Below are 18,214 nucleotides of genomic sequence, written 5' to 3'. Positions count from 1 at the left end.
TCACTTGAGCAAAGTGCCCCGCCGCCGCGAAAGTCGACGGCTGAAGCTGAGCGTCCGCACATCCCCAAGCCGAGCTCGGGGGGGTTCGCCTCTCCCTCTCCATCTCCGTCGGCTCCTCGACCACCACCTCCTCCGGGGGGAGGCGGCGGCGGGGGCGACCTCTTGCTCGGCGACGAAGAGCGCGAGGCGTACCGGCGTGCGTGCGCCGCCAGTCACCAAACGCGCCGGCGCGCGGCGCATGGCGAGCTCCACCGAGAGCCGCGTGGGAAGGCGAAAGGTCGCGCTGGTTCCGTCTTCCGAGGACTCCGCGGGCGACGTCATGAACGTGCCCGCGCCGAGCGCCACGCCGTGGCTCGTTCCCGATACCGTCACCACCGCGTCTTCGCCTTCGAACTCCACGCCAAGGCTCTCCGCGGCCGCCGGCGATTCACCTTCGCTCGGTGAGTCGATGGACGCATCGAGGCGCACCGACATCGCGTTCGTGAAGCGACCGGGACGACCGTCGCGCGATGGCCGAAGCGCGAGCCCCGGCGCGCAACCGAGCGCGCGGGCAAGCTCCGCCGGCCCCAAGCGCCACGTCATCCACTGGCGCGTGCGCATGCCGCCGCCGACCGACATGCCGCAGCGCCCCGTCACCACATCGAGCTCGGTCGCCCGTTCGTCGAGCTCGAGGGGACCGGCCAGGCGAACCTCACCGCGACTCACCGAGACCTCTTCCACACTGAACGACGCGTAGAGCGACTCGAGCGGCGGCGCGACGCTGACGCCGCCGCCACCGCCACCGCAACCGACCGTCAGGCAGCCGAGCACTCCGACCATTCCGACCACGCCGACCTTCGCGAATCGAGCCACGAGCTGCATGCGGGGAGGACAACGCCCGATCCACCTTGTTCCCTTCCTCGCCGTCGATTTTCGGCGCCGATTTTGGTGGGAACTTCGGAGCGCCTACCGTGTCGGCACAGGAGACGAGGGGCCTCGCAGACTTCTCGCCTTTCGACCCAAGGGCCCATCGTGGCGCGCGTCAAACGGTGCTGCTTCCGCGTCGCGCTTCACTCGCCTTCAGCGTCGCGCGCTGGTTGCCCGGCCCGCGCGGCGTGCACGTCGGCCCACGTGAGCGAGAAGCGCCCCAGGTATTTGCGCAAGCGATCGGCGTCGTTGGCGCTCGTCTTTAGCTTCCGCGACTCCTTGAACAGCTCGCGCCCAGCTGCCGAGAGCGATGCGGAGCGCTCTGACACCGCGAGCACCTCTTCGAGTTGCACCCGATCGAAGCGGTCGAGCCCCCTCGCCTTGCGCGCGCCGAGCACGCGGTCGACGCGTGACGGCCCCACCGCGACGTCGTCGCCGTGCGCGAACAAGTCACGCAGCCGCGCGATCTCTTGTCCACGACGGCCGGTGTGGATGCGCCCGCCGGTGGCGAGCGTCGCCATGCGCGTCACGCTGGCGTTGAGATCGCGAAAGTTGCCGGGCCACGTCGCGGCGCTCGACGTGGCGAAGGCCACGTATTGCTCTCGCGCCTCGCGGCTCATCGTAACGGCGCGGCCGAGGGCCCGAGCCGCGGCCAAGAGCTCGTGATCGAGGTTGGGCTCGAGATCTTCGAGCCGCTCCACGAGGCTCGGCAAACGGAAGGTCCACAGGTCGATGCGCGCGAGCAAGTCCGGGCGGAAGCGGCCTTGGGCCGCCGCCCGCGGCAAGTCGCGGTTCGTGCCGCACAGGAGCTCGAACTGACTCGTCACCTCACGATCCGAGCCCATCGGATAGAACGCCTTCTCCTCGATGGCGCGGAGCAACATGGCTTGCTCGTCGCCGCCGAGCTCGCCGACCTCGTCGAGGAACAGGACGCCCCCGTCGGCGCGGCGCAGGAGCCCTTCGCGCGCCGCGAGCGCGCCGGTGAAGGCGCCTCGCTCATGGCCGAAGAGCGCGCTCATGGCCGCGTCGCCGCGGAGCGTCGCGCAGTTCAGCTCGACGAACTGGCCCTTGAGCTTCTTCCGCTCCTTCTTGAGACCATAGATTCGCTTCGCGAGCTGGCTCTTACCAGCGCCCGTCGGGCCGAGCAGCAACATCGGCGCGCTCGACGCCGTGGCGACCTGCTCGATGCGTCGATGGTCTCGTTGTAGAGCGCGCTCTTGGTGGCTATTCCGTCCTTGAGGCGCTCGCGCGCTGTCTGCTGCTCGCGCTTGAAGCGCGAGAGGATGCGATCGTACCGGGAGAGATCGAGATCGATGACCGAGAGCACGCCGGGGCTGTCTCGCTTCTCACGCCCCGCGCCGCGCGGCGGCGATGTCTGGAGGAGCTTGGCCGGCAGGTAACGGGCCTCGGTCAGGAGGAACATGCAGATCTGCGCCACGTGAGAGCCCGTGGTGATGTGCGCGAAGTAGCTCTCGCGCTCTGGCTTCCACGTCCAGCGCTGGCTGAAGTCGAGGAGCTTTCCGAAGACCTCCTCGAAGTCCCACGGATCGTTGAGCTCGAGCGCCACGGCCTCCACCGTCGTGTCCGGCGAGACCGACTCGATGTCCTTCTTGACGACGTCGTAGAGGCCCGCGTGCTGCGCGTCCGCGAAGAGCACGAGCCGGTCGACGACGAAGTCGTCGTGGCGACACAGGTCGACCGACGGGCGCCACCGCTCCCAACGCTTGGGCCCAAGGCCCCCGTCGAGCTGCGTGCCCAAGAACCCGAACACCACGTTTTTCGGCGAAGCCATATCCGGCAGTATAAGCGGTCGCCGCGACGCCCCAAGGTCGACGACGCCCGTTCGTCGGCAAATCGCCCTGCCGCTGCGCGCTTCGTGGCGCGCCTCGCTTGGCACGAGCCGCGCTACGCTCCTCGCCATGTCCGAGCGCTTCAAGGTCAACCTCCGCGGGATCATCGAGCTTCTCTCGAACCACCTCTACGGCTCGCCGGACGTGTTCCTGCGTGAGCTCCTGCAGAACTCCGCCGACGCGCTCGTCGCCCGCGGGCTCGTGACGCCGGGGCACAAGGGGAGGATCGGCATCGAATGGGTGCCGCGCGCCGACGGGCCGCCGGCGCTCCAGTTTCGCGACGACGGCGTCGGCTTGAGCGAAGACGAGATCCATCGGTTCCTGGCGACCATCGGCGAGAGCTCGAAGCGCGGCGACGTCTTCGCGGCGTCCAAGGACTTCATCGGGCGCTTCGGCATCGGCCTCTTGTCGTGCTTCATGGTGAGCGACGAGGTGCAGGTCATCACGCGCTCGGCGCGGGACGGCGCGGCCACGTTCGAGTGGCGCGGCCGCCAAGACGGAACGTATTCCGTGAAGCCGGCCGCGGCGCCGCTCCTAGAGCCGGGCACTCAGGTGACGTTGGTCCTAAAGGCGGAGAGCGCGGCGATGTTCCCCAAGGAGGTCATCGCCGAGCGGCTCGCGCACTTTGGCGGCCTCCTGACGCCGCCGGTGACCTTCACCGCCGACGGCGAGACCACGACGATCAACGGAGAGCCGCCGCCGTGGCGCCGGAAGTTCGAGAGCGCAGCCGAGCGGCGGGAGGCGATGCTCGCGTACGGAGAGCAGATCTTCGAGCAACGCTTCGTCGACGCGATCCGTTGCATGTCGACGCCGCAGGGCTCGACGGCGTCGCGTTCGTGCTCGCCGAGTCGCCGCACTACGCCGCCAAGCAGCAGCACCGCGTTTACCTGAAGAACATGCTGGTCTCGGAGCGCGCCGACAACCTCTTGCCCGACTGGGCGTTCTTCGTTCGGTGCGTGGTCAACGCGACGAACCTTGAGCCCACGGCGAGCCGCGAGGGGTTCTACGAGAACGAGGCCCTCGAGGGCGCACGCGAGGGCCTCGGAAACGCGCTCCGCGAATACCTCATGGATCTCGCACGAACGGCCCCCAACGTCTTGCTTCGACTCATGGGCCTGCACGGCCTCGCCATGAAGGCGCTGGCCCTCGACGACGACGAGTTCCTTCGCCTCGTCGGCGATTGGTTCCCCTTCGAGACGTCCATGGGGCTCATGACGCTCGGCGAGCTGCGCGGCGGTGACGGCGGCGTGCTCCGCTACGTGCCGAGCGTCGACGACTTTCGTCAGATGTCGCGTGTGGGCCAGGCGCAGGGACTCACGCTCATCAACGCCGGCTACACCTACGACGCCGAGCTCTTGAGCGCGCCGCGCAGGTATTTGAGGGCGTGAAGGCCGCGCGCTTTTCGCCCGGCGATCTCGCAGCGCTTCGAGCCCGTGTCAGACCGCGACCACGCCGCCTATCAAACGGTGCTGACCGTCGCCCGCGAAGCCATCGGGCGTTTTGATTGCCAGGTCGAGCTCTTGCACTTTCAACCGGTCGACATCCCCGCGCTCTTCGTCGCGAGCAGCGACAAGCTCTTTCGGCGCGACGCCGAGCGCACGCAAGAAGTCAGCGACGAGCTCTACGGCGGCCTCGTGGCCGGCGCGCTCGAACGCCCCGATCTCGATCCGCAGAAGCCCCGTGTGACCTTCAACGCATCGAACGCCTTCATCAAGAAGCTCACGCGCGTCACCGACCGCGCGATCTTGAGGCGCTCGCTCGAGATGCTCTACGTGCAGTCCCTCTTGCTGGGCCACCGGCCCCTCCGCCAGAAGGAGATGGCGCTCCTCAACCGCGGGCTCATGGCCCTCATCGAGGCGCAGCTCCAAAACGAGGGGAGCGTCCATTGAGCGGCTACACCCTCGCCAAGACCCTGGCAAAAGAGGAAAAGATCCTCGAGGCCGACACGCGTGGAGACGTCGACGGAGCCTTTCGACTCCGCAAGACGTTCATCTACGACACGCTCTTCACCGGTCATCCGGAGAAGGCGCTGGTCACCTTCGGCTGGCTGCGCGCCAAGAAGAAGGACGACCCGACGCGCTTCGGAGACGATCTCCTTTGGGAGCAAAAGCTCATCGCCGCGCAGCTCTGGGTCTTTCCCCACGTGCCGCGCGCGAAGATCGAAGCCGCCATCGCCGACTTCGAAGCGGAGGCGGGTGCGCACGCCATCGGCGAGCGGAGCATCGCAAAGATTCGCTTCCTGTGGGCCAAGCACAGGGGCGACGAAGCCGAGATGGCCAAGTGGTTTCAGAAGTGGCTCACGACGCGGCGCGACTGGCTCAGCGACTGCCTCGCCTGCGACAAGGACTCGGAGCTCGAGGAGCTCTTCGACCGCGGTGACGACGCGCTCGGCATGGAGAAGGCGCAGCCGTTCTTGAACGGCGACCTCTCCTGCGAAGAGGTCCCCTTGCGGACGCTCCCGCTCATGCTCGTGCCGCTCTTGCGCCTTGGGCGGCCCGACGAGGCCGCCGCTCTCTACAAGCGAAACGAGCCCAAGCTTCGTCGGAGCCGGAACCTCATCCGAGCCTTTGGGCGCCACCTCACTTACGTCACGCTCTTGGGGAACCTCAAGGCGGCCTGCGCCACCTTCGAGCGTCACGCGGAGTTCTTGCTGACGACCTACGACGCCGACGAGCGCTTCAGCTTCTTCACGGCGGCGCGCCTCACCATGAAGCGCCTCGGCGACGAGCGCCTTCGGCTCAAGCTCCCCGAGGCGAGCGGCATCGCCGCGGGAGAAGACGGCATGGTGGCGGCGCCGGAGGTCTACGCGTGGGTCGATTCCATCGCGCGAAACCTCGCGACGACCTTCGACGAGCGCAACGGAACCGACGCCTACCATCGCGCCATTGAGAGGGGCCGACGCGCTCCTGGCGGAGCTCGGCGGCGGGGCCGCGACGGTGCATCCAGGACCTGACGGGTTTATCCGTCCGTATCCAGGCAATCCCATTGCATCGACCGTTACCGAGGTTGTCGCGCAAATCGCCGCGCCTTTTGGGCGCCGGCGGCCGGCACGCCCCGTGATGACTGGGCGGCAGGAGAACGACGATGCACGACCTCATTGAAACGAGCGGTGTTCCCATCAAGGCCTGGACGCAAGGCGTCGCCTTCGAGAAGGAGGCTCGCTTGCAGGTGACGAAGGTCGCCGAGTTGCCCTTCGTGTTCCGTCACGTGGCCGTCATGCCGGACGTGCACCTCGGCATCGGCGCGACCGTTGGAAGCGTGATCGCGACGACCAAGGCCATTGTGCCGGCGGCCGTGGGCGTCGACATCGGATGCGGAATGATCGCGCAGAAGACGTCGCTCCGCGCGTCGGACCTCCCCAGCGATCTCGGCCCCATTCGAAGCGCCATCGAACGCGCCGTCCCGCACGGCGGGCCCGGCCTTACTGGATCTTGGCGCGACCTCGTCCCCTCCCGGGTGTCGCGCGCCTGGCGCGGACTCTCGGAGGAATACGCGAAGCTCTGCCAGAAGCACCCGGTCGTGAACCGCGGCCTCGACATCCAGCACCTGGGAACGCTCGGCACCGGCAACCACTTCGTCGAGCTTTGCATCGGCGAGGACGACTCGGTCTGGATCATGTTGCACTCCGGATCGCGCGGCGTCGGGAACCGCATCGGAACGTATTTCATCGAGCGGGCGCGTCGCGAAGTGCTCGCGCTTGATCGACGCTTGCCCGATCGCGACCTCGCGTATTTCCGAAGAGGGAACGACGGGCTTCGACGACTACGTCGAGGCCGTGTCGTGGGCGCAGCGTTTCGCCAAGACGAGCCGCGAGCTCATGATGCAAGCGGTCCTCGCGGCGCTTCACGCATCCAAGCTCCCTCCCTTCAAGCTCGGCGCGCGCGCCGTGAACTGTCACCACAACTACGTCGCGCGCGAAGAGCACTTCGGCGAGAACGTGTGGGTGACGCGCAAGGGCGCGGTTCGCGCGGGACTCGGTGAGCTGGGGATCATTCCCGGCTCCATGGGCGCGCGTTCGTTCATCGTCCGAGGCAAGGGAAACGCCGACTCGTTCTCGTCGTGCAGCCACGGGCAGGCCGCCTCATGTCGCGCGCGGCGAGGCGAAGCGTCGCTTCACCCTCGCCGACCACGAAGCGGCGACGGCGGGCGTGGAGTGTCGCAAGGACGCCGAGGTGATCGACGAGACGCCGATGGCGTACAAGCCGCTCGACATGGTCATGGCGGCCCAGGACGATCTCGTCGAGATCGTGCATACGCTCCGCCAGGTTGTTTGCGTAAAGGGTTACCGCCATGCTCGACATCGACGGCAGCTTCGGTGAAGGCGGAGGGCAGATCTTGCGATCGGCCTCGCCCTCTCCATCGCCACCCAAACTCCGTTCCGATTGACCGGCATCCGTGCCGGTCGATCGCGACCAGGGCTTCTTCGTCAGCACCTCACGTGCGAAGGGCCGCCGCCCTCGTGTCGAGCGCGGCGGGGCGGGGCGCGGAGCTGGGCTCCAGGGGGCTGATCTTCGAACCGACGCTCCCGCTCGAGGCGCTTGTTCGGGGCGTCCACCACTTGTCCATCGGCTCGGCTGGCAGCACGACGCTGGTCCTCCAGACCGTGCTCGCACCCATGCTTTTTGGTGCCGGCGGCTCGCTCGCGGTGACCGGCGGCACGCACAACAAGGCCGCTCCGCCCTTCCCGTTTCTGGAGCAAGTGTTCTTGCCGCGACTCTGCGAGATGGGCGCGACCGTTTCGGCCACGCTCCCGCGCGCAGGGTTTTACCCTGCCGGCGGCGGCGAGCTTGCGGTGGAGGTCGAAGGGCGCGCCGCGCTTCGCCCCCTCCAACTCATGGAGCGACCGGAAGGTGCGCGCGCGCGCGGCGTCGTGCTTAGCGCGAACCTGCCGCCCGGCGTGGCCCATCGCGAGCAAAGGCGCTCGCGTCTCTCTTGAGGTCGACCTTCGAGACATCGAGGTGCGCGACGTCGCGTCCGACGGTCCGGCAACGTCGTGATGGTGGAGGTCGCGTGGGAGGGCGGCCGCGAGCTGTTCACGGCCTTCGGCGAGCGCGGGGTTCGCGCGGAAGAGGTCGCGGAGGGCGCCGCCCGCGAGGCTCTCGCGTTCAAGGCCACGAGCGCCCCCGTCGGCGAGCACTTGGCCGATCAGCTCCTCGTGCCGATGGCGCTCGGCGCCGGTGGGCGCTTTCGCGCGAGCGTGAAGAGCTCACACCTCGAGACGAACGCGTGGCTAATCAATCGCTTCTTGGGCGACGGCGCGGTGACGCTCACCGCGGAGGCAGAAGAGACCGTCGTCGTTCAGGTGCGCGGCCGCTGACGCGCGTGCGCGTGGCGCGTGTTACGGAGTGCCTCCAGGCGGTGCGCGTGGACGCCATGCGCTCGGCAGCGCAGCCGGCGACGCGCCGAACAAGCAGCACGGATGCGCGGCGCAATCTCCGGCAGGCGCACCGACAGGAACGCGCCCGTCGCCTCCTTGGAAGACGCGCCGAGCTGGTCGAGCGACGTGGCCTGCACGCGCAACAGATCGGCGCCGCGCGGCTGAAGAACGAGCCCGACGCGCTGCATCAGGGCGGAGGCGAAACGTCCGGCGCCACCGAGCGCCATGGCCCATTCGGCAAAAGCGCCATCGTCGCGGGCGACACGCGGGCCACGGCGCCGTATTCCTGTGCCGCATCCGCGAGGCGCCACTCGGTCGTGTGCGCGTCGCCGCGCAGGCGCGCCACCGCGGGGCGATGACGAACGAGCTCGTCGGCTTGTGCCGCCGCCGAGAGCGCGTCGGCGGCGCGCCCTTCGCGGAGCGCAAGGCGGGCTTCCGCCGAGAGCACGATGGCGCGTTCCCGGTCGGTCCGCGCCAGTGTGTACGCGCGCGCCAGCGGTGCGGCGGCCTCATGGACCGCCTCGGAGACGCCGCGCAACAGCCCAAGCCCGCGAGCGACCTCGCCGTCAAAGTCCAAGGGGCGAGCGCCCACGAGCGGCACGCGAACCTCGGCGAGCGTCGTCACCGGTTGCATCACGCACGGATCGAGGCCGCTTTCGCGACGGAAGCGAGCGCCTCACGGTCTTCGATTCGCGGCAGGCGACATCGCGCAGCGCCGGCGTGCGGCTGCGATGACGAAGCTTCACGAGCGCGGTCAGGCGAGCCCGCGGAACGCCCTGCGGCAGCTCGCCGGCGAACCGAATGACCGCGGCGTCACGCGGCGGAATCGTGGCGTCGAAGACCGTCGTTCGGAAGAGGTGTGTCTCACGCTCGAGCAAACGCGCGCCGCTATCGCCGGCCGCGTGAGAAGCGAAGACGTGCGCGCCCCCCAGACCGGTCGCTTCGTGCTCCAACCCGGCGCCAAGAATGAGGCCCCCGTCCTCGCCGACGATGCTCACCTCGAGCCACGTGTCCTGCGCGTCGCGAACGCCGCCGGGAAAGTTGTGTCCAACGCCAAGATTTCGCACGACAACGTCGAGTTCGATGCCGCGCTCGGTCGAAGGGGTGGTCAGGGCGACGACGTGCATGCCCAGAGCGGCGCGCATGCGCTGGCGACAGCGCGCGTTGTGGCGTCGTCGCCGCGCATCGCCGCCAGGTAGGTGTGTCCGCCAAGGAATCGATGGGAGCGGACGCGCCCGTCTTTCGAGGCGGCGTCGCCGAGGCGTGTGGCTTCCGTCGGCATATGGCAACCGCGGCAGTCGGTTTCCGGCAGGTCCTCATCGACGCGCTCCGCGAGACTCCCGGCGTAGACGCTCCGCGCCCACGGCGTCGCGTCGTCTTGTCCCACGAGCGCGTGCGGGTTTCCGCTCGCTCCGTCGAGGAAGGAGCGGTGGCAAGTCACGCACAACGTCACCGATCGCAAGAGCGGCGGCGCGGTCCGCTCCTTGTGGGCGCGCAGACTCTCCGCGTCGCCCTCACGCGGCAGTGGAATGTCGCGCGCGTCGAGGTCCAGGCGCCGTTGCCCACCACGTCGACGGCCGAGAAGCCGTGGCAAGAGCGGCACGAGATGCCGGCGTGCGCTCGCCGATCGCTGGCTTCGATGGGCGCATCGAGAGCGCCATCGACGAGCAACGCGATGTCGTGACAGCCTCCACAGACGCGCGTCGCCGCGGTGCCACGTTCGCGCGCGAGTCGCTCAACGGCGACTCGATAGAGCGGATTGTCGAAGGAAGCGTGACCGTGGGCGCTGGCCCGGAAGCCGTCGGCGACGTCTTCGTGGCAACCTTCGCACAGGGCAACATCCGCGAGGCGCGCACCGAGCGTCGCCGCTCCGGGGTGAACCTCACGCTCGGTGACGCGTCCCATGGCCGGCAGGAGGTCGCCCGGCGTAGGCGGCAGTCGAGCCGCGGGCGCCGGCAAAGAGGGCGCACGTGGCTGCAGCGCGACGCTGCGGCGCGCATCGTCGTCGCTCGTCGAACCGCACGCCGCAAACGCGACAAGCGCGGCGGCCGTGAGCGCCGAGGTCGTTCGCCTCACGGCCTCTTCGCCGAGCGACGCTTCGCGAAGGCGAGCGCGACGAGCGCCGAGAGCGCCCAGGGCGACAGCGACGCTGATGCCGGCGCCGTCGCGCACCCGGCGCAGCCTCGCCCTTTGGCCTCCGCTCCCGGCGACGTCGGCGACGCGCCCGAGCCGGTCGCCGTCGCGACGCGCTGCGCCGCGCCGCCCGCCTTCTCGATGCCGAGCTCGGGCACCGACTCCATCACCATCGACGTGAGCTGCACCTGGCCCCGCGGCGCGAAGGCGGCGTTGGTGAGGCTCGTGGGCTTGTTCTGCGGGGCGCCGCCGGGCGGACCGCCCCACACGCCGCGGCGCGGATTGTTGCAAGCGACGGCGCCGGTCCACGGGTGCCGGATGATGTACCGACCTTGGAAGTTGTTCATGCCGCCGGGCGTCGCGCCCTTCTCGAGGCCGTTCCCTTGCCGCTGCTCTCGGCCGCCAGCGATGGGCGGCGCGGCACGGAAGACGAGGTCTTCGCCCACGGCGTCTTTGGTGTAACGCGCATGCAATCGCGTCAAAACGAAGCCTCCGCCACCCCAAGGCCGGCGGCCGAGCCTTGTGGGCATCGGATTCATCGGACCTCCCGGTCGCGTTTGAGGCGGCGCGACGACAGGTGACTCACGGCCTGGCGACGTGGGGCTGCCCTGCGACGACGGGAGCGCGTCGGCCCCCAGCGTCGTCAGCTCGTTCGGCGTCAGCGCTGGCGTGGGGCACGGATCGCACGACGACGCGTCCCACGAGTACTCGGTGACAACGGCCTTCGGCGTGCGCTCCATGGTGCGATCGAAGAGCGCCGTGTAGAAGCCACCGAAGCGCGTGCGGACGTCGTCGGCCACCTCGATGTTGGTCGGGATGGTCACGTTCGGGTAGTTCGCCACCTCGTAGCGCTGCGCCCGAGCGAGCACGTTGACGATGAGGTCCTGCGTGCCCTTGGAGTTCATGAGTCCGAGGCGCACCGGAAGCGAGAACGTCTCGGTGTCGTAGTGAAAGCGGAGCGGCGAGAGCGTGACCATCCCGTCTTCGAACTTCACCTTCTTGGCGTCGACCTTTGCCACGAAGAACTTGCTTCCGGACTGCACGTACGGCCGGAGGTACGCCTCGGCGCCCTCGGGGATCTTGTACTTCTCTTGGCGCAGCCAGGCGTCGAGACCGGAAGAGTCCTTCGCGCTCAAGATCACGATCTGGTACTCGCCCACGGTGAATTCGGCCTCCACGGTGACGCCGAGGTCGCTCTTCTCCCGGGCCGGGGCAGCGGCGGCGCGCGGCGCCATACCGGGCGGTCCCCCACGACCTTTTGCCTCCTCGAGGGCAGCGCAGGGATCTTGCTCCCAGTATTCGACGAGGCGCGGCGCCGTCAGCGCATCGATGCGATCGAAGATGGCCCGGGGCAGCGTCTTGACGTTCTCTTCTTGGAGCACGATGGGAACCGGCACCACCATCGCGAAATCGCCGGTAGGGCCCTGGTAGTTGTTCTGCATCGAGAGCACAGTCCGAGTGCCTTCGCGCATGAGCACGACCTGCGTCGCGTTGTTGAAGAGCTTCGCGTCAGCACCGCTGACGTAGAAGCCGCAGAAGGCCTCGGCGCGGGGAGCGAGGAGGCTGAAGGCGGCGAGGCAAGCGGCAGCAAATGTGGTCTTCATGGACTCTCCGAGGATCGCGGGCGGTGACGGCGGCGGTTTGCGCGGAGACTATCACCCGCCCCCGCGGGCCGGCGGTTCCCGCGACCCTTGGAATCGGTGATACGAGCGTCACCGACCTACAGATGGATGCGCCTCCGTCGGGCGGCGCTTCACCTTGACGTCGACAAGTTTGGCGGCGTCGAGGGCGAGCACCGAGAGGTACGTTGCGCCGGACATCGCGAGAGCATGCCACGGCAAGGTTGAGCTTTGCCCAAACCACGGCCCTGGCGCCGAGGCGCGAGTCACAGGGCGATCAAACGAGCCGTGACCCGAGAAGTCCCGCGCGTGTCCTGATTCGTGATCACGACGGCTCCCTCGCTCGTTGCGATCACCGCCAGCGGCAACGGGCCGGGGACGAATCGGCGAGGGACGCTGTCGATGTCGCGCCGCTCACCCAAACGCAGCTCCCGCACCGGGTCACCCTTGGCTCCTGAACCGAAGAGCACCAGTCCAGTATTCCCAAGGTCATGCGCTCCCCATTCACCCCAGAGCGCGTCATCGTCGCGCGCGAGCCGAACGGGCGGGCTAAGCGCGTCGCACGACATCGAGCACGTGCGTGCCCAAAGTCCGCCGACGGGACCGGCCGACGCGTTTGCCACGACATACCAAATGAGTGCGAATCCGTCGGCCAAGCGGAGGATCGACGCGTCGCTGAACGACGTGCGCGTACGGGCTCGCGCGACCTCACCAAGGCATTTGGGCGGACCACTCGCAGGCAGCGCCCATAACTCGAGCAACTTGGATGTGCCGGCCAGCGCCACGATTCCCTGCTCGGCAACGGCATGCGCACGTATCGCGCCCCCAATGTCAGTCTGTCGGAGGACGGGCAGCGAGGGGCCAACGCCATAGCCGTATTCCAGGCTGACGACGGCGTTCCAGACGCCCATCGATGCATCGGGTACCCACCTTACTGTCCCCATCGTCCACGTCGTCTGCCGACCGAGCGAAGCAGCCTGCACAGAGGCGACGTCGGCATGCCCCAACGGGCCAAGCTCGCTGATGCCGCACTTCAGCGGCGTGCCGAGATCCAGTAGCCGAGCGCGATCGTGGTAGAGCACCACGTCGCGATCCCCAAAGACCTCCTCGGTGCGCGTCGTTACCACGGCTAGGATGCGCTCCTCGTCCCCAGGGGCCGCAACCAGTGCCAGGTCACGGACCTCCCCGGCGACGGTCAGTTCGGTGCCATCACCGCGCTGATGCCCCTTCGCATCGAGGCGAACGAGCACGAAGCTCTGCTCGCCCAAGTCGCTTGCGCGCCCCATGCACACCATGACGTGGCCTCCGACCGCACAGGCCGACCACCATCCCTGACCCGCTCGCGAACTCCAGCCCACTTGCGGGCTCCGCGAGCGCCCACTCGTCGACGTACGTCGCTTGGCGGCATCCACGCGCCTCGTGCTCATCGAAGCCGCACGGTACCACGGGTCGGACGCGGTCCTTGCACCCGTCCTCGCCTGCGGTCAGTAGCGCGGGCGCCCCCTTGTGCGGCGGCCCTTCGAACCCGCGCAATCGGTGATACGACCGTCACCGATGACGACGATTCGCGAGAAGGTCTCTCTACTCGATGCGCTCCGACGTGAGCTCCGTGAGAGCTTTGGCGTGGGCGCCGAGGAGCACCGGATGTTTCCTCCGCCGGCGCCTGGCGAGGTACGCGCCCACGAACGGCGAACGGGGCGGTCGCTCCCACCTAGCTTCAAGGCGTTCCTCGAGCTGGCCAACGGCTGGTCGGGCTTCATGAAGGGCTTGTCGCTTTTAGGCCTCCGCCGACGCGAGACGGAGCTGCTCTTTCGTGAAGGCCTCGACGAAAAGATCCTCGCGGCGCTCCCCGATCTCGTACCCGATCACGAGCTTCGCTCGCTCCCAGCGCGCGAAAAGACTGATCCCAAGGTGCTCTCGCCGCGCGATCGACTCGTCCTTGGCGTCGACGGCCGCGGCAGCGCCCTCGTCTTCGATGAGCGCTCCGTCACCGACGGCGAGCCCTCCGTCGCGCTCGTGAAATACGTCTGGGTGCAGCGCTCGTGGCCGAGCTTCGCGGCCCTGCTCGACGACGCCATCGGCGAGGCGCAGGCCGAGCTCGACAAGCGCAAGGGACTCGCGGCAGCGACCGCCAAGGCAGGAAAAAAGGGCGCCGGGAAAAGGGCCACCAAGGCGAACGCGGGCGACGAGAGCGCGAAGCTCGTCAAGCGGCGTGTCGTCGAGATTCGCCCGTCGAAGGCGGCGAAGAAGAAACCGGCGACGAAGAAGAGCACCCCCGGTCCGGCAAAGCCGGCAAACGCGACCAAGCCCACCAAGGCCCCGAAGCCTGCGAAGAAGAAGCCGGCCCCCAAGAAGTCGCGACGCTAGACGACGGCGACGCCCGCGACCTCCAAAGCGCCGAAAACGCCTCTCCTTGCGCGGGCCTATGCCGATGCTAGAGCGGCGCGATGAAGCTTTCGACGCTTGCCCGCTTGCTCGTTTCCGCCCTTGCCCTCACCGCCCTCGGTTGCAGCGACGCGGCCACCGAAGAAGACGCGTCCGAGTCGGCAGAGGCTGAGCTAACGAGCACGTCGCGAGCCTTCATCGGTCGCTACCGGTGGCAAGAGGGCACCGACTACCTCGACTACGCGGCCCTCGATCTGCGGAGCGGCTCTGGGAGCTGGGCCCGCTACGAGGCCGAGGCCGATGTGGCGCTCACGGGTTCGCTGATCATGTGCGTTCGCGCGCCGTGCACGAGCGCCGAGAAGGGCAAGTGGCGCGTCACGAAGTACCGCGGCAAGTCGTCGCTGAAGCTTCGCCCCGACGCTGGCGGCGAGCGCTCGTACACGATCACGCGAAGCGCGACGGGCGGCGTCACGCTCACGCGGAGCGGGAGCACCGGTGAGCTTGCCGCCTACGAGCCGCCCTGCAACCTCGTCGACTGCCAGCCGGGCATGGTCTGCCGCGAAGACCAAGGCGTCGGCGTCTGCGTGCCCAGCGATCCGTGCATGACCGTGCGGTGCACCGCCAACACGCACTGCGAGGCCACGCCGGCGGGCGGCGCTCGCTGCGTTCCAAACGTGAGCCCCTGCGCCGCGATGCTCTGCGGCCCCAACACCACGTGCGTCGAGGAGAACGGGCAAGGCGTCTGCAAGCCCGCAACGACGTGCGTCAAGACCGGCTGCTCCGGCCAGATCTGCGCCGCGCAAGAGCGCGTCACCACGTGCAACTGGCGCCCCGAATACGCGTGTTACCAAACGGCCATCTGCGAGGTTGGCGCCAACGGTCAGTGCGGCTTCCGGCAAACGGCAGCGCTCACGGCCTGCCTCTCGAACCCCTGAGCGTTACTCGATCGTCAAGGTCATCTCCGCGAACTCGGTCGGAGCGACGACGGCTCCGACATCCCAGAGTTCGACCTCCGCTCCGAGGTCCGTGAGGGTGCAGCCGGAGGCGCTCTTCGCGTAGACCGAGGTGCCGGCGCGCTTTCCCTTTACGGACGCGACGACGCCCCGTCCGAGGCACTCGGGGCCCGTGTACTTGGCGTAGGTGGGCGCGCCGCCGCAGCTCGACAAATAGGTGAAGCCCACGCGCTCTGTGCACGTCGCGTCGCTGTAGTAGGCCGCGAGGGCACCGTCAGGCAGACAACGGTAGACCCCGTCTGACGCGAGCTGAGGGCTGCAGATGGCGTCCTTGAGCGTGTCTCGGACGTCCACCCTTCGCTCGAAGGTCTCGACGGCCACGGGGACCTCAGCCTTGTCTACGACGACCTTGCGCGCCGCGAGCCGGCCCGTCGGCGCAAAGGGCCCCAGCGTGCCCTGCGAAAAGGCCGCGGGCTGGAGCTCCGCCCCCAGCGCGAAGAGCGCAAAGCCCGCCGTCGGCGCCGTGGCGACGCAGCTCGCGCCTGCCTTGAAGAAGACGCCACCATCGGCGGGGTGTGCGGCGCCGATGTCATAGAACTGCATCACGTTGGGGCACGAAGGAACGAAGCGGCGCGCCACCTTCGCGCTGGCCGGGCACGAGGCGAACGTCAGCTCACTCGTGCACACGCCGTCCGCGAAGCGCCCAAAGAAGCCTGAGACGTAGGGTGACGCTGGTGTGCAGCGAAAGGTGCCATCGCTCATCGGCCAGAACGTGCAGGGGCTCGCCCGGGCCTTGTCCTCGAAGGTCGCGAAGATGCGGCTGCCGTCGTCGCCGTCGTAATAGACGGCGTTGAGCGCGGCGCCCGCCGGGACGCGCGTCTCTTTGAACGCCACGAACTCCGCCGGGGGCACTTCAGAGGCCACAGACACGTAGGTCGTATTCGGTGACGCGGGCGACGCAGTGCAGCTCGGGCCGTCTTTGACGTAGAGCGGGATGGCCGGCGCTCCACCGTCGGGCGCCGGTCCGCCAAGCTCGGCACCGAGCTTGTAGACACGGGTCTTCGGAGCGGTGCACGCGTCCGCGTCGGGGACGTTTTCCGCCGCGTACTCTGGTTTGGCCGCGCACGACGTGTAGCTCGCGACGCGCTGCGTACAAGCCGCGTCGGCGTAGAAGAAGACGGCGGCGGCGGACGGCAAGCAACGGCGGACGCCGTCTTGCGCGAGCTGCCGCACGTTGCACGGCTCGCCCGTTTGCCTATCGAAGAACCCGGCGCGGTAGCGAAAGCCGTCGGCGCTATTGAAATTGCGGAGCGCGACGCGTGTTCCGCTCCGGTCGGCGAAGGGATCCACAGCTATCGCGTCGGCGGCATCAGGCGCAGTCGCCGCGTCGACGGGAAGAACGTCGCCATCGGCTCCACCGTCCGTGGGGACGTCGACCGAGGGTACCGTCGCGGGATCGTCTTCGCAGGAGGCGAGCGCGAGGGTCCCAATCAGGAAGGCGCGAAGGAGAAGCCGCATGCTCCGAAGGTATCGCCTTGGCGCGCAGCTCCGCCAGTCGCCGCGCTAACGACAGCGCCACCGAACGGCCAGTCGCCGCGAGAGTTCCGCGCAGCAGCTACTTCGGGATCTGCATCGAAATGCAGTGAATCGAGCCGCCGAAGTTGATCATCCCGGCGCCGGGCACCTGCACGACGCGGAAGCCCAAACTTTCGTATGCCTTTCTTGCCTCGCCGTCCCGGCGGGCGATCTCGAGCGCGTACTCGTGGTAGCTCGTCGCTTCGCCGGCGGGCTTCGCCACCTTGATGACCTCCTCGAGCGCGCAGCGAGCCCGCTCGCGGGCCACGAGGTCGGCTGCGAGATCGGTCGTTCCGGGGAACGGGTTCTTCTCGTTGCACGCCTTCACGATGGCCTTCGCCGGAACCTTGGCCGGGTCGAACGCCACGGCTACGTCATCGGCGACGGTGGGGTCGAAGTACATCGGCAAGAGCGCCGTGCCGTTCACCAAGAGCGAGTTGGCGTACGACATCGCGCGCGCGTCGCCGTCGCTCTCGGCGTTCATGATGCGCGTGACGCGATAGCCGCGCCGCTCGAAGGCCGCGGCGATCTTGTCGAGCGTGGGCTTTCGCTTGGCGCAGGTCGGCGGTGCCTCGGCGGGGCAACGGCCATCGGATGACCCGACGATGGCGCGCTTCTTCCCAACGACCTTCGCCACAATGTCGACGTGCGCCGTCATCTCGCCGGGCAGCGGGTCCAGCCACTCGATGTCCTTCGCGCCGAGGGTGCGACGCAATTCCGCTTCCACCTCGGCTTTGCTCTTTGGCTTGTTCCTTTCGAGGATTTTCGTCGTCGAGAAGAGCGTACCGTCCTCGTCGATCATGATGTTGCCGCCCTCGAGCGTGAGGGCCGACTTCGACACCTTCATGCCGATGCCCTCGGCTGCCTTTTCGGCCGCCGGCCCCGTGCCCTCCATCACGTCGTAGGTGAAGCGAACGGTCTCCTTCGGCGACGCCGACTTGACCACCATCGGGAAGAAGTCGCGCGCCCAGTTGGTCTCTACGGCCGCGTTCACGTGAACGAGGCGCTTCGCGGCGATCTCAGACGCGAACCGCGTCGAGAAGCGCGCCGTCAGGCGATCGCCGTCCTTCGCGCGCACCGGCGTCACGATGTCGGCGAACGAGAAGGCGCTGGGGCCAAGGTAGTGGACCTTGACGTCGGCGAGGGCCGGGTCCGAGAAGAGGCCTCGCAAGAGCGTGTAGTGGAGCTCGTTGATGCCCGCGAACAGGTCGGCGTTCGACAAGACGACAGCCTCGGCGGGCGCCGTCTCGGGAACGAGAGCCCCGAGGGCCTTTCCTTCGAGGGCGTCTTCCGACGGCGTGGACTCCTCGCCTGTGCCGCCAGCGCAAGCCAAGAGCGCCGGGAGTAGAAACGTTGCTAAGCGGCCGAGCCTCATGACGTCGCCGACGCACTCGGCGTGCCAACGAGGGTAGGGCA

The 18,214-nt window shown here is 68.3% G+C and carries 15 protein-coding genes and 3 pseudogenes; 7 read left to right on the top strand and 11 right to left on the bottom strand.

Annotation, left to right across the window (positions count from 1 at the left end; translation table 11 throughout):
* Both IPG50_36010 and IPG50_36005 read right to left on the bottom strand, forming a co-directional pair.
* A complete protein-coding gene (locus IPG50_36010; GenBank protein ID MBK6697550.1) occupies nucleotides 1-861 on the bottom strand; it encodes a hypothetical protein in 861 nt (286 codons plus the stop codon).
* 188 nt (nucleotides 862-1,049) lie between these two features.
* Nucleotides 1,050-2,698 (bottom strand): annotated as a pseudogene (locus IPG50_36005) (sigma 54-interacting transcriptional regulator).
* 127 nt (nucleotides 2,699-2,825) lie between these two features.
* Between IPG50_36005 and IPG50_36000 the strand changes: the two are divergent.
* The 5 genes and pseudogenes from IPG50_36000 (at nucleotide 2,826) to IPG50_35980 (ending at nucleotide 8,073) form a co-directional block, all read left to right on the top strand.
* Nucleotides 2,826-4,645 (top strand): annotated as a pseudogene (locus IPG50_36000) (HSP90 family protein).
* Nucleotides 4,642-5,709 carry a hypothetical protein gene (locus IPG50_35995; GenBank protein MBK6697549.1) on the top strand — a complete coding sequence of 356 codons (1,068 nt, stop codon included), beginning with the start codon at nucleotides 4,642-4,644 and terminating at the stop codon, nucleotides 5,707-5,709. The pseudogene IPG50_36000 and the gene IPG50_35995 overlap by 4 nt, the downstream one beginning before the upstream one ends.
* 131 nt (nucleotides 5,710-5,840) lie before the next feature.
* A pseudogene (locus tag IPG50_35990) lies at nucleotides 5,841-7,075 on the top strand (RtcB family protein).
* A 119-nt stretch (nucleotides 7,076-7,194) separates the two neighbouring features.
* On the top strand, nucleotides 7,195-7,692 hold the full coding sequence (locus IPG50_35985; protein ID MBK6697548.1) for a hypothetical protein: 498 nt from the start codon (nucleotides 7,195-7,197) through the stop codon (nucleotides 7,690-7,692).
* Between the two features lie 57 nt (nucleotides 7,693-7,749).
* Nucleotides 7,750-8,073 (top strand): hypothetical protein, encoded by a 324-nt coding sequence (locus IPG50_35980; protein ID MBK6697547.1) that lies wholly within the window; start codon nucleotides 7,750-7,752, stop codon nucleotides 8,071-8,073.
* On the opposite strand, the gene IPG50_35975 is transcribed toward IPG50_35980, so the two are convergent.
* From IPG50_35975 to IPG50_35945, 7 genes are all read right to left on the bottom strand, one after another.
* On the bottom strand, nucleotides 8,055-8,360 hold the full coding sequence (locus IPG50_35975) for a hypothetical protein (GenBank protein MBK6697546.1): 306 nt from the start codon (nucleotides 8,358-8,360) through the stop codon (nucleotides 8,055-8,057). The two genes, IPG50_35980 and IPG50_35975, sit on opposite strands and share 19 nt — an antisense overlap.
* Entirely contained in the window at nucleotides 8,321-8,758 is a 438-nt protein-coding gene (locus IPG50_35970) for a hypothetical protein (protein MBK6697545.1), read from the bottom strand. The genes IPG50_35975 and IPG50_35970 overlap by 40 nt, the downstream gene beginning before the upstream one ends.
* The gene (locus IPG50_35965; protein MBK6697544.1) at nucleotides 8,700-9,260 is read right to left on the bottom strand and encodes a hypothetical protein; all 561 of its coding nucleotides are present in this window, start codon (nucleotides 9,258-9,260) and stop codon (nucleotides 8,700-8,702) included. Before IPG50_35965 ends, IPG50_35970 begins: the two co-directional genes overlap by 59 nt.
* Nucleotides 9,242-9,574, bottom strand: coding sequence for a hypothetical protein (locus IPG50_35960; protein MBK6697543.1), 333 nt, complete (start codon nucleotides 9,572-9,574; stop codon nucleotides 9,242-9,244). Before IPG50_35960 ends, IPG50_35965 begins: the two co-directional genes overlap by 19 nt.
* An 8-nt stretch (nucleotides 9,575-9,582) precedes the next feature.
* A complete protein-coding gene (locus IPG50_35955) occupies nucleotides 9,583-10,209 on the bottom strand; it encodes a hypothetical protein (GenBank protein ID MBK6697542.1) in 627 nt (208 codons plus the stop codon).
* Nucleotides 10,206-11,870, bottom strand: coding sequence for a DUF2330 domain-containing protein (locus tag IPG50_35950; GenBank protein MBK6697541.1), 1,665 nt, complete (start codon nucleotides 11,868-11,870; stop codon nucleotides 10,206-10,208). Before IPG50_35950 ends, IPG50_35955 begins: the two co-directional genes overlap by 4 nt.
* 281 nt (nucleotides 11,871-12,151) lie before the next feature.
* On the bottom strand, nucleotides 12,152-13,180 hold the full coding sequence (locus IPG50_35945; protein MBK6697540.1) for a hypothetical protein: 1,029 nt from the start codon (nucleotides 13,178-13,180) through the stop codon (nucleotides 12,152-12,154).
* 259 nt (nucleotides 13,181-13,439) lie between these two features.
* Between IPG50_35945 and IPG50_35940 the strand changes: the two genes are divergently transcribed.
* A complete protein-coding gene (locus IPG50_35940) occupies nucleotides 13,440-14,252 on the top strand; it encodes an SMI1/KNR4 family protein (protein ID MBK6697539.1) in 813 nt (270 codons plus the stop codon).
* Between the two features lie 80 nt (nucleotides 14,253-14,332).
* Nucleotides 14,333-15,205 carry a hypothetical protein gene (locus IPG50_35935; GenBank protein ID MBK6697538.1) on the top strand — a complete coding sequence of 291 codons (873 nt, stop codon included), beginning with the start codon at nucleotides 14,333-14,335 and terminating at the stop codon, nucleotides 15,203-15,205.
* 3 nt (nucleotides 15,206-15,208) lie between these two features.
* Here the strand turns inward: IPG50_35935 and IPG50_35930 are convergent, their stop codons facing one another.
* Nucleotides 15,209-16,741, bottom strand: coding sequence for a hypothetical protein (locus tag IPG50_35930; protein MBK6697537.1), 1,533 nt, complete (start codon nucleotides 16,739-16,741; stop codon nucleotides 15,209-15,211).
* 97 nt (nucleotides 16,742-16,838) lie between these two features.
* Nucleotides 16,839-18,173: an agmatine deiminase family protein gene (locus tag IPG50_35925; protein MBK6697536.1), complete on the bottom strand. Its 1,335-nt coding sequence runs from the start codon at nucleotides 18,171-18,173 to the stop codon at nucleotides 16,839-16,841.
* Nucleotides 18,174-18,214 lie beyond the last annotated feature (41 nt).

This window comes from Myxococcales bacterium (assembly GCA_016703425.1).
Lineage (GTDB): Bacteria > Myxococcota_A > Polyangia > Polyangiales > Polyangiaceae > JADJCA01.
Note: the sequence above shows the minus strand (reverse complement) of the source record. Positions and strands in the feature narration are given on the sequence as shown.